Here is an 11,782-nt window from a genome sequence, read left to right on the forward strand (position 1 = left end):
CATGGAGCGCTACGACGTCATCATTATCGGATCGGGCGCGGGCGGCGGGACGCTGGCGTACCGGCTCGCCCCGACAGGAAAGAAGGTTCTGATTCTCGAACGCGGCGAGTTCGTGCCCCGCGAGAAGGAGAACTGGGACAGCCACGCGGTGGTGGTCGAGAACCGGTACCACATTAACGAGGCATGGCTCGACAAAAAGGGCCACGAGTTTCACGCGGGCACGCACTACTACGTGGGCGGGAACACGAAGTTTTATGGCGCGGCGTTGATTCGCTTGCGCGAGCAGGACTTTGGCGAGTTGAGACATCACGACGGAATTTCGCCCGCATGGCCGATCGGCTACGACACACTCGAGCCGTATTACACCGAGGCGGAAAAGCTCTACTTCGTCCACGGCGAGCGCGGCGCAGACCCGACGGAACCGCGTGCGAGCGCGCCGTACGATTACCCCGCGCTGAGCCACGAACCGCGAATTCGCCAAATCTACGACGGCCTCAAGATGCAAGGATGCAATCCGTTTCCCATGCCGGTCGGCATCATGCGCGACGAGAAGAACGAACGCAAGAGCAAGTGCATTCGGTGCAACACCTGCGACGGGTTCCCATGCCTGGTACACGCGAAGGCCGACGCGGAAGTTGTGTGCGTCGAGCCGGCGTTACAGCACCCGAACGTGAGTATTATGACGGGGGCGTACGTCGAGCGGCTAGAAACAGACCCTTCGGGCAGGTCTATCTCCAAAGTGATTGTGAAACGAAATGGGAGCATCGAGACGCTGTCCGCGGAGATCGTGGTGAGTTCGTGCGGCGCGATCAATTCGGCCGCGCTGTTGTTGCGTTCCGCAAACGACCAGCACCCAAAGGGATTGGCGAACGGCTCGGATCAGGTCGGGCGCAACTACATGTGCCACGTGAACTCGATGTACCTCGCCCTGTCGCAACACCGCAACGACACGAAGTTCAACAAGACGCTTGGGCTGAACGATTTCTACTTTGGCGCGGACGACTTCCATTTCCCGATGGGTCACATCTCGCTTATCAGCGCTATCGACGCGAACATTCTGCGCGCGGGAGCGCCGAGGTTCACGCCGACAAAACCGCTCGAAGTCATGGCGGAGCATGCGGTCCCGTTCTGGTGTACGACGGAGGACCTGCCGGACCCGAACAACCGCGTGGTCCTGTCGAAAGACGGACGCATCACGCTCGACTATGCGCCGAACAATGAAACGTCGCACAAACGGTTGCTCGACAAGCTGAAAGGCCTGTTGAAACACATCGAATTCGACGAGCATCTGATTCCGCTCCAGGCTTACGTGCCGGGGCGCATTCCGCTGGCCGGTGTGGCGCACCAGAACGGCACCTTGCGGTTCGGTAAGGACGCAGCGACAAGTGTGCTCGACATAAACTGCAAGGCGCATGAGATCGACAACTTGTACGCGGTGGACGGAAGCTTTTTCCCTTCGTGCGGCGCAGTGAACCCCGCACTGACAATCATCGCGAACGCGCTACGCGTGGGCGATCACCTTAAGGCGCGCTTGTCATGACGAGTTGCGCCAAGAAGAGCGCCGCGGTCACTGCACAGTACATGGCGTTGCGCGCGGTCCTTTCCTATGTAGTGCTGGCGCTTGCGGCGGGATCGGCGCTTGCAGTGCCGGGAGTCGATTCGGTTGCGACAATTGGTATGGTCGTCTCGGACCTGGACAGTGCGGTCGATTGGTACAGCCGCGTATTGACATTCGAGAAAGTGTCCGAGACCGAAGTGGCGGGCGAGGCGTACGAGCGCTTGTCGGGCGTATTCGGATTGCGAATGCGCATCGCGCGGATGCAATTGGGCTCGGAGCAGATCGAACTGACGCAGTACCTGGCGCCGCAGGGGCGCCCCATTCCAATAGATTCGCGCAGCAACGATCGCTGGTTTCAGCATATCGCCATAATTGTGAGCGACATGGACAAAGCCTACGCGCGGCTGCGCGGGTTCAAGGTCGCGCACGCGTCGAGCGGGCCGCAGACGTTGCCCGGCTGGAACAAGAACGCGGGCGGGATCAGCGCCTTCTACTTCAAGGACCCGGATGGGCACGTGCTCGAGGTGCTGAACTTTCCCGAAGGCAAAGGCGATGGAAAGTGGCACGTGCCCACGGACAAGTTGTTTCTCGGCATCGACCATACCGCAATCGTCGTAAACGACACGGAGGCCAGCCTGCGCTTCTATCGGGACGTGCTCGGTATGAAAGTGGCGGGGGAGAGCGAGAATTACGGCGTCGAGCAGGAGCACCTGAACAACGTTTTCGGGGCGCGGCTGCGTATCACCAGCCTGCGTTCCATGTCAGGCCCGTCTATCGAATTCCTCGAATACCTCACTCCGCGCGACGGTCGCCCCTATCCCGCGGACTCGCGCGCGCCCGACCTCTGGCAGTGGCAAACGACGGTGACCGCGACCGATGCAAGGGCCGCGGCGCAGGCGGTGCGTACGACGGGCCACGCGTGGGTATCGCCTGGTGTTATCGAAATTCCGAAGAACAGTCTGGATTTCTCTCAAGGTATACTGGTGCGCGACCCGGACGGTCACGCGATACGAATCGTGCAGAGGTAACTCATCATGCCCAAGGGAAAGCAATCGATGACGGCTGAAGAACAGCGATTGGTGGAATCGAACGACCGCACGAAAAACTGGCAGCGCTGGGGGCCGTACCTCAGCGAACGACAGTGGGGAACCGTTCGCGAGGACTACTCGCCTTATGGCGAGTGTTGGGACTACTTCCCGCACGACCACGCCCGCAGCCGCGCGTACCGGTGGGGCGAAGACGGATTGTTGGGCATCACCGACCGCGAGTGCCGGTTGTGCTTCGCGCTTGCGCTGTGGAACGGCAAGGATCCGATTCTGAAGGAACGGCTGTTCGGATTGACTGGGCCGGAGGGTAACCACGGCGAGGATGTCAAGGAACTTTACTATTACCTCGATTCGACGCCGACGCATTCGTACATGAAGGCGCAGTACAAGTATCCGCAGGCGGAGTATCCGTACGCGCAACTGGCGGAGGAAAACCGCCGCCGCGGAAAAGGCGCGCCGGAATTCGAATTAATCGATACGGGCGTGTTCAACGACAATCGTTACTTCGACGTGACCGCGGAGTATGCCAAGGGCGCGCCGGACGATATCTTGATCCGCGTCACGGTGGCGAACCGGGGACCGGAAGCGGCGCGCATCCACGTGCTGCCGCAGTTGTGGTTTCGCAACACGTGGTCGTGGGGATGCCTGCACGAAGGTTGCTGGATTAAGCCCGGCATGAAACTCGAAGAGGGTGTCGTGGTGTCGCGACACGTTACGTTCGGCCGCTATTTTTTCTGCGCGGACGCGGGGCCCGGCGCGACGCCCGCGCAGTGGCTCTTTACCGAAAACGAAACGAACTCCGAGCGTCTGTTCGGCGCGACGAACATGAGTCCGTACGTGCGCGACGCGTTTCACGAGTACGTCGTTCACGGCAAGACAGACGCCGTCAACCCGAAACTGCAAGGCACGAAAGCCGCGCGGCTTTATGTACTGGACATACCCGCCGGTGAAAGCGTGACGCTGAAGATGCGGCTGTGTTCCGAGGCGGACTCGCCGAAGGTCCCGCCGCTGGGGCCGGAATTCGAGGCGATTTTCGCGGAGCGCATCAAGGACGCGGATGGGTTCTACGCGTCGCGCATGGCGCACATCGCGAACGCCGAGGAACGCAACGTAGCGCGGCAGGCGTACGCGGGGCTGTTGTGGACAAAACAGTTCTACCACTACATCATTCGCGACTGGCTCGATGGCGATCCGGAGCAGCCGATGCCACCGTCGTCGCGCAAGCTGGGGCGCAATATCGAGTGGCCGCACTTCTACAGCCGCGATATCATCTCGATGCCGGACAAGTGGGAGTATCCGTGGTTCGCGGCGTGGGACCTGGCGTTTCACATGGTGCCGATGGCGCAGGTGGACCCGGAATTCGCGAAGGCGCAGCTCACGCTCTTTCTCCGCGAGTGGTACATGCACCCGAACGGCCAGATACCCGCGTACGAATTCGCGTTCGGCGACGTGAACCCGCCGGTGCACGCATGGGCGTGCTGGCGCGTGTACAAGATGACCGGACCGCGCGGCCAGCGCGACACACAATTCCTCGCGCGGACGTTTCAGAAGCTGCTGATGAACTTCACGTGGTGGGTGAACCGCAAAGACCCGGATGGACGCAACATTTTTTCCGGCGGATTTCTTGGCCTCGACAATATAGGCGTGTTCGATCGATCGCGCCCGCTGCCCACGGGCGGGACGCTCGAACAAGCGGACGGCACGGCGTGGATGGCGTTCTATTGCGCGACCATGCTGTCCATGGCCCTCGAACTGGCGCAAACCGATCCGTCATACGAAGACATGGCCTCGAAGTTCTTCGAGCACTTTGTGCACATTACCGATGCGATGAATACGCTTGGTGGAAACGGGTTGTGGGACGAGCAGGACGGTTTTTATTACGACCAATTGCGCCTGAACGGCGGGTCGATTCCGCTGAAGGTGCGCTCGCTTGTAGGCGTAATTCCATTGTTCGCGGTGGAAAATCTCGAGCAGTGCGTCATCGACAAGTTGCCGGGCTTCAAGAAGCGAATGGAATGGTTTATGGCGAACCGCAAAGACCTTGCGCGCCACATTTCCTACATGGAGGAAGATGTGTACGGCGAGGTCCACCACGAACACCGCCTGCTCGCGATACCCTCGCGTGACCGGCTCGAACGCGTGCTGCGCTATGTCCTCGATGAAAGCGAATTTCTCGCGCCATACGGCATTCGCGCATTGTCTCGCGTTCACCTCGATAGGCCGTACGTCTTCAACGTCGGCGATGAGGAATACCGGGTGACGTACACGCCGGGTGAGTCCGACACCGGATTGTTTGGCGGAAACTCGAATTGGCGCGGGCCCATCTGGTTTCCGTTGAACTACCTGCTGATCGAGTCGCTGGAACGCTACCACCATTTTTACGGCGACTCGCTCAAGGTCGAATGCCCGGCAGGTTCGGGCAACTTGATGAACTTGCAGGAAGTCGCAAACGAACTCGCGCGGCGGCTTACGTCGCTGTTCATACCGGATGCAGGCGGCAGGCGGCCGTGCCACGGCGACGCGGTGCAGTACGCGAACGATCCGCATTGGAAGGAATTGGTCCTCTTCTACGAGTATTTCCACGGAGACACCGGCCGCGGCGTCGGCGCAAGCCATCAGACCGGGTGGACCGCACTCGCCGCGCGGCTGATCGACATGGCCGCGCGCTGTGAACGCGCCCAGGAAGCGCGCGGCAACGGATCGGCGAAAAAAGCGGAGGCGGAGCCGGTTGCCTCGGGATGACATAGGTGAAGAACTGACCATCATTGCCGGCAAGGCTGAATCGACTCTTGCCGGCAATCTTATGCCGTTTTGGGCGACGCACGCCGTGGACAAGGAATTCGGCGGGTTCCTGACGCGCCTCGACCGCTACGGCAATCGGCTCGACGACTGCGAAAAAATCCTAATCATGCAGGTGCGCATGATCGCCGCACTGTCTATGGCGCACATGCACGGTCTCGGCGATGGCCGGTACCTCGAACTTGCGACGCAGGGTTTCGACTTCGTTGCACGCCACATGTGGGATGAAGCGAATGGCGGCTTCTATTTCTCCGTCACGAGGGACGGCGTGCCCATATCGCGACGAAAGAATACTGACTTTCACGGTTACGCGCTGATCGGCTTATGCGAATACTTCCGCGCGTCGAAGCGCGCGGAGGCGCGAGAACTGGCGGAACGTGTTTTCGACGTGCTGTCAGCGAAGGCGAAAGACGGAGACCGTGGCTACATCGAGGATTTCGACGGCGCCCCGTGGCCCGTTCTTAACGACGAGCAAATGAATCTCGGTGGACAACAAGGCATCAAGACCGTCGACATGCACACAAATGTGCTCGAAGGACTGCTGTACCTGTCGCGAGTCACGGGCGCGAAGCAGCATTTGGATCCGCTGCGCGATATTCTTCGACTCATCGCGGCCCGCGGCATAGACCCCGCGAATCGTTGCACGATCACCGCCTTCGATCGCGATTGGAATCCCGTTCCCGACGGCCACGGTAACATGACGACTTCGTACGGCCTCAATGTCGAGCTTGCGTGGCTTATGCTCGAAGCCGTCGACCTGCTTAACGAGCCGCACGAACGATACCGGCCGGTTGTCCTCGGATTGATCGACCATGCGCTGGCATTCGGCTTCGATAACGCGCAGGGCGGGCTCGCCGCATACGGCCCGATGTCCGGCCACGTCCTCGAGGCGAGGCACCTCGACGAAAATCGCCTGCTGAAAACATGGTGGGCGCAGGCCGAGTTGATGAATGCGCTTGTTGAAGCTTACCGATGGACCCTCGACGAAAAATACGCTGACGCGTTCATCAAGACGTTTGAGTGGACTTGGAGTCATCAAATCGATCATGAGTGCGGCGACTGGTATCAGGAAACCGACTGGTCGACCGGCGTCCCGACAACGACCGACAAAGGCCGCGAATGGAAAACCGCATTCCACGCGGCGCGCGCGCTTATTCGAGTTTCAGCGGCGCTGCCAGACTGTTTGTAGGCGTGCGCAAGCACAGCGGACTCGCCCTCTCCGAGTCCCCATCCGGTGATTTCGGCGGGCACAACCGAAGCGGTAACCTGTTCTAACCACGAGTTTGAGGCGAGCGCGCGAACCGTCGGGTCATCTGGGCCTTTTCGCTGGATTTCCCGCAAAACCGGTACAGGCACGAGAACTCTGGACGCAAGCTTTCGCAGGAGCACGAGTTGGTCTGCGCGGCTTAGAAAAATGAGCGGAGACGCATCGACCACGAAGGTCTCACCCATGCCGGAGTTCCCGATCCAAGTCCGCTAAGTCGACCTGAAACGATTCCTTTCCAGCGCGAGCAAGGGCCAGCAGAAAATCCGTTCGGTTCATTCCAGCGATTTGTGCGGCAATCTCCTGAGATATTTTCCCGTCCAAATACCACGTGGTCGCGGCGGCAAAGCGGATTTCTTGAGGAAAATCCGCGGGAGTACACCGCAAAGCGGCCAATACTTCGCTTGACATTTCTAATGTCATGGTCGGCACTGTCTGTTACTCCTTTGCCCGAGAGTCCAGGTAATCCACCGCTGCACACCTATGAAAGGTTGCGCAAGCGCCATTATTATAGCCAACCGTGGGGACTATTCGTAATGGATTCTACTCCTACCGGCAATTTAACGTACTCGCGTGGCCATAAAGGCCTCCCAAAGATCTGTGCGAATGAATACCGTCAGCAGCACGCCGGGGCGCAATGCATGCATTTCGGAATGGTAGTCGCCGGGCAGTTTCGCGTTGAGCTCTCGTGCAATACTCGATGAGGCTATGACAATCGGCGCGGAGTAGATCGGCGCGCCCGCTTCCGGCGGCAGCGTGTCCCAGAAGCCGACGCGGTCGAACTTGCGCAAGTACCACGGCAGCGGCCAATAGTCGCGGGTCGGGCTGAGAACGCCGGCGAGCGTATCGTAGCCCTCGGGCGACACCGCGGCGATCTGATCGAGGCGTTCTTCGAGACGTTTGATCGCGCTGGACGTGTGGCCGTAGACGTACGGATTGCGCACGTCGGAGTGATAGACGTAGCACGCGAGGTACGCCTGCCACGCGAGTTGGCCCGCCAGAAGCGCGAGCAACGTCGAAACGCCGACGCGCCACGCGCGCAATCGAAGCCCTCGGATAAGCGCGTCCGCGCCGACACCCGCCATGACGATTAGCGGCTGCAGAAAGTTCAACGCGCACCACGGCGTCTTGTAGGGAATAATCGAGTATACGGCCGTCATGCCCAGCGTGTAGAACGCGAGAAAGCGCAACAGGTTTGCATGCGGCGTGTGTGACCGCTTTGCGGACAAGGCCACGCGAATGCCGAGCGCGCCGAGAGCAAGTATGAGCGCCTCGCTGAACCACGGGTACGGCGCGTTCCTCGTGAAAAGCAACATCTGCAGGTAGTAGTGCCACGGCTTGTCATGTATATGCGGGCTGCCCGCTTTGTTCGTGTAGTTCGCGTAGGTCAACACCGAATCGAGGACGCCGCGCCAGTGCGTGAAGAACGACGAGAAGAACAGGACGGATACGCTCGCGGCCGCAATCGCACAAAGTGCGGCGTGCCTTGCGCGAATGCAGTTGAGGTCCGCACGCGTATCGCCCTTGCCGTCGCGCAGCCGCGACCAGCCCACCGTACACATGCCCGCGCCGACATACGACGCGAACGCAAGTACACACGTTTCCTTGCTTGCGTGCGCGAGCCCGATGCATAGCCCGCCTGCGATCGCGGCGGACAATGATGGACGCTGAGTGTACCGCCATCCCGCGGCAATCGCGCCAAACGCGAAGAAGACCAGCAGCATTTCCTGAATGTAGTAGCGGCTGTAGTAGACCATCGCGGGCGAAGTCGCCGTGAGCAGGGCCGCGATAAAGGTTGCGCGATTTCCGAGCGCCGTGCGCAATGGCAATAACAACAGTACGATCACCGCGCCGAAGAGCACCGGCACAATGCGATATGTCGCTTCGACGGTGCCCGCAAAGGTGCCGTCGGTCGTCAGCCATGCGGCCGGGAGCGCGAGATAGTAGATCGTAGGGCCATGGTGCTCGATGGGGTCGTACGTGTAGACGCCGGTTTCGAGGAGAATCTTGCCGGCCTTATAGGCCTGATTCGCTTCATCGCCGTGGAACGGCTTCAGCTTGAGGTCCGGCACGCGAAACGCGAGCGCGACGGCAAGCGCAATCAGGACGAGCGCAAGGCCGGCGCGCGAAGATTCTTGCACGGTGGTGTTGGTCATCAGGGAAGTATTCTAGCGGATTCGAGGAGCCAAGGCGTTCGCAAGCGGCGCAAAGGATAGAATGGATCGCAAAGGGACACGCCGACCGGGCGACTTGCGAATTGTCAGAACAACCGCGTGCGCGCGTCACTTTTTCGGTCGCGGCTTGCCCCAGACTTCCACTTCGACGTAGTGGTTCGCATCGTCCGTCGTGTTGCCTTTGGAATAAAGCCGGACGTAGCGGCCCAGTGTGCCTTTTCCATCCCTGAGCGCGGATACGAGACGCCCTTCGTTACTCTCGATGTACTCCTTGTCGTTGCCTACACCCAATCCGGAGCTGTTGTCGAAGTCGTTGTTATAGAGCTTTTGTACGTTCGTCTTGAAGTCCGCGTCGTCTGCCGTTCGGACGACGAAGTCGTAGTAGACGCGTTCGCCCTGGTGGAAATGCCATACGACGATGGCGTAAATCTCGCACGGTTCCCCCAGATCGATTTGGACCCATTGCGTGCCTGGGGCAAGTTCGGTGAGAAACTCCTGCTGATAGCCTTTCTCGCCGTCGGTAATCATCGACAGCTTGCCGAACGTCGGATTGGCGGAACTGCTAGTGACCGGTTTTCCTTGCGAAAGGACCGCGGCGCCCTTCGGCGCGGAGAATGGCTCGCGCGGCAATCCGGTGCTCTCCTCCAAGTGTTCGCCTGGATAATTTAGCGGCGTTCCCCCGAAATAGGCTTGCGGGAGTTTGATGTCGATGGGCGCCATCTCCGCGGCAAGCGCAGCAAGTCCTACAACCGCAAACCCAACAACAAGCTTCGCCAGAATCGCGTGTCGCATGACTAATTCTCCAATGACACTATGCTGCAGCATGGCCCCTGGAAATTCAAAACCGCTTACGAAGGTAGGAGCGCCTGATGGCCAGAGTTCAAATCTCAAATCCGAGATTCCAGAACTGCATTCCGAAACTCGAGACGTGTGAAATCAGGGCGCGACGCATTGCGCCATAGTAAAAATAGAGAAGCACACGGCCTTTCCGGCCGTGTGCTCCAGCACGTTTGATCGTTCGATGCGGGGCGAATCCCCCGCCATGTCATTACTTCGCAGGCGTGCCCCAGACTTCCACTTCGACGTAGTGGCTCGTTTCGTCCGTGGTGTTGCCCTTGGCGTACAGGCGGACGTAGCGGCCCGAGACGCCTTTGCCGTCCTTCAATGCGCTGAACAGCCGGCCTTCATTGTTCTCGATGTACTCCTTGTCCTTGCCGATGCCAAGGCCGGACGAGTTGTCGTAGTCGTTGTTGTACAGCGTCTGGACGTTTTTGGTGAAGTCCGCGTCGTCGGCGGTGCGGACGACCACGTCGAAATAGACACGCTCGGCCGTGTGGAAGTGCCAGCACAGCACGGCGAAAATCTCGCTCTGTTGGCCGAGGTCAATCTGCACCCACTGCGTGCCCGGCGCCAGTTCGGTCAAGTATTCCTGCTGGTAGCCTTTCTCGCCGTCGGTGATCATCGACAGCTTGCCGAAGGTCGGATCGGGATCGCTGCTCGTGACCGTCTTTCCTTTAGACAGGTTTACCGCGCCCTTGGGCGCCAGGAACGGATCGCGCGGCCCCGTGACCGCTTCCTCGAGGTGTTCATTGAAATAGGTCAACGGCGTACCGCCAAAAAACGGCGGCGGCAACTCGAACTTGATCTCTTCCATCTCGCCGCTCGCCGCGGCTGCAGGGGCCGCGGCCTTGACTTTGGACGGGTCGAGCCCCTTTTTCTCTTCCGCGGCGCCCGCGACGAGGCCCGCGCCCAACAATGCAACCGTGGCCACCGTCGCGGCCCGGCGCAACCATGCAAAACGCACCATGATCTCCTCCTGTGTATTCGTTAAAACCTGGGGACAGAGGGCCTGTCCACGTAGACATAGACGAAAGACGTGCCGCCCATATTCGGGATAGTATTCCGTCCGTTGGCGCGGGAAGTCAACTTCCCGACGGCGGAAAGGGAACCGAGTACCTATTCGCGAGCGTCAGATCAGTTGCACTCCGCTACCAGAGGCCCCGCGATCTCCTTGAGGAAGAACAACCTACCGGATAAAGTCGGCATGAACGTGCTCGGAATCCACGGCGTGGGTTCGTGGTGAAGCGTTGCCCAGAGCGACATGCCCTGCCACATCATGCCGCGGCCCAGCGAACCGTCCGCGCCACCGATGATACGGTCGGACTTGAGAAACAGGCCGGGGCCGATGGTATTCGCCGTTGTCGGCACGAGGGTGGTGCGGCTTTTGAAGCTCGTGATGGCGTTCTGCTCGATCGTGAGTGGATGCAGTTTTGCGCCGAGCCGGAATTCGGCCTTCTTCCATGCCTCGACAGATTTGTACTCGGCGGCGAAGTGCGGCTCCCAAAACGCGATGTGGCACACGCGCCCGATGCCAAACACCGTAACGAGCCGGGCGCCCTTCTTCTTGAGCGCGCGAATCTGTTCGGGATACTTCGGCAGGCTGTCCTTCGTGGCGAAATGGCGCTGCGCCTTCGGCACGGTCAGTTTCCCCAGCGGGCCGTAGAACGCCTGCTCCATCGCATATTGAAACGCGCCCGAATCGGCGGAAGGTAATGTCTTCCCGTTCGGATCGCTCCATTCGTCCATGTTGAACCCGTGGACGTGTTTGCAGTCCACGTTCCACTCCTTGAGAAAATAAACCGCCCACTTGTACATGCCCATCGGTCCCACCGGCAGGATGAATGCAATCGGTTTCTTCTTCATCTTGGCGTTAAGGATTTCGATCGCGATTTCGTGCCCCATCATCGTGTCGAAATCCGGCAGCGACTCGCAGGGAATGGGCTCGAAGTTTTTGTTCCACCACCGTTCGCGTTGCGTAATCGTTTCCGGCGCGCGCGCGCAGAGCGAGTCGAGTTTGCCGAGGTCCCATCCTTGCGGAAAGAAGTTTTCCAGAAGCGATCCGCGCAGGGTAGACATGAGGTTAACGGCCATCGGTCAGTTC

General features: G+C 59.9%; 9 protein-coding genes. 4 read left to right on the forward strand and 5 right to left on the reverse strand.

Going from position 1 to position 11,782, the window contains the following annotated elements:
• The first annotated feature begins 1 nt into the window (after position 1).
• From HUU46_08465 to HUU46_08480, 4 genes are read left to right on the forward strand one after another with little or no spacing between them, the layout of a single operon-like run.
• Positions 2-1,540 carry a GMC family oxidoreductase gene (locus HUU46_08465; protein ID NUM53662.1) on the forward strand — a complete coding sequence of 513 codons (1,539 nt, stop codon included), beginning with the start codon at positions 2-4 and terminating at the stop codon, positions 1,538-1,540.
• A gap of 41 nt (positions 1,541-1,581) precedes the next feature.
• Positions 1,582-2,586, forward strand: a complete 1,005-nt coding sequence (locus HUU46_08470; GenBank protein NUM53663.1) for a VOC family protein — start codon at positions 1,582-1,584, stop codon at positions 2,584-2,586.
• Between the two features lie 27 nt (positions 2,587-2,613).
• Positions 2,614-5,346 carry a glucosidase gene (locus tag HUU46_08475; protein NUM53664.1) on the forward strand — a complete coding sequence of 911 codons (2,733 nt, stop codon included), beginning with the start codon at positions 2,614-2,616 and terminating at the stop codon, positions 5,344-5,346.
• Positions 5,333-6,592 (forward strand): AGE family epimerase/isomerase, encoded by a 1,260-nt coding sequence (locus tag HUU46_08480; protein ID NUM53665.1) that lies wholly within the window; start codon positions 5,333-5,335, stop codon positions 6,590-6,592. Before HUU46_08475 ends, HUU46_08480 begins: the two co-directional genes overlap by 14 nt.
• Before the next feature lie 255 nt (positions 6,593-6,847).
• Here the strand turns inward: HUU46_08480 and HUU46_08485 are convergent, their stop codons facing one another.
• The 5 genes from HUU46_08485 to HUU46_08505 form a co-directional block, all read right to left on the reverse strand.
• The gene (locus HUU46_08485; protein ID NUM53666.1) at positions 6,848-7,099 is read right to left on the reverse strand and encodes a UPF0175 family protein; all 252 of its coding nucleotides are present in this window, start codon (positions 7,097-7,099) and stop codon (positions 6,848-6,850) included.
• Positions 7,100-7,227: 128 nt separating this feature from the next.
• Entirely contained in the window at positions 7,228-8,823 is a 1,596-nt protein-coding gene (locus tag HUU46_08490) for a TIGR03663 family protein (GenBank protein ID NUM53667.1), read from the reverse strand.
• A 126-nt stretch (positions 8,824-8,949) separates the two neighbouring features.
• The gene (locus HUU46_08495; GenBank protein ID NUM53668.1) at positions 8,950-9,633 is read right to left on the reverse strand and encodes a hypothetical protein; all 684 of its coding nucleotides are present in this window, start codon (positions 9,631-9,633) and stop codon (positions 8,950-8,952) included.
• A gap of 256 nt (positions 9,634-9,889) precedes the next feature.
• Positions 9,890-10,648 (reverse strand): hypothetical protein, encoded by a 759-nt coding sequence (locus tag HUU46_08500; protein NUM53669.1) that lies wholly within the window; start codon positions 10,646-10,648, stop codon positions 9,890-9,892.
• 167 nt (positions 10,649-10,815) lie between these two features.
• On the reverse strand, positions 10,816-11,772 hold the full coding sequence (locus HUU46_08505; GenBank protein NUM53670.1) for a glucosamine-6-phosphate isomerase: 957 nt from the start codon (positions 11,770-11,772) through the stop codon (positions 10,816-10,818).
• Positions 11,773-11,782 lie beyond the last annotated feature (10 nt).

Source organism: Candidatus Hydrogenedentota bacterium (assembly GCA_013359265.1).
Lineage (GTDB): Bacteria > Hydrogenedentota > Hydrogenedentia > Hydrogenedentales > SLHB01 > JABWCD01.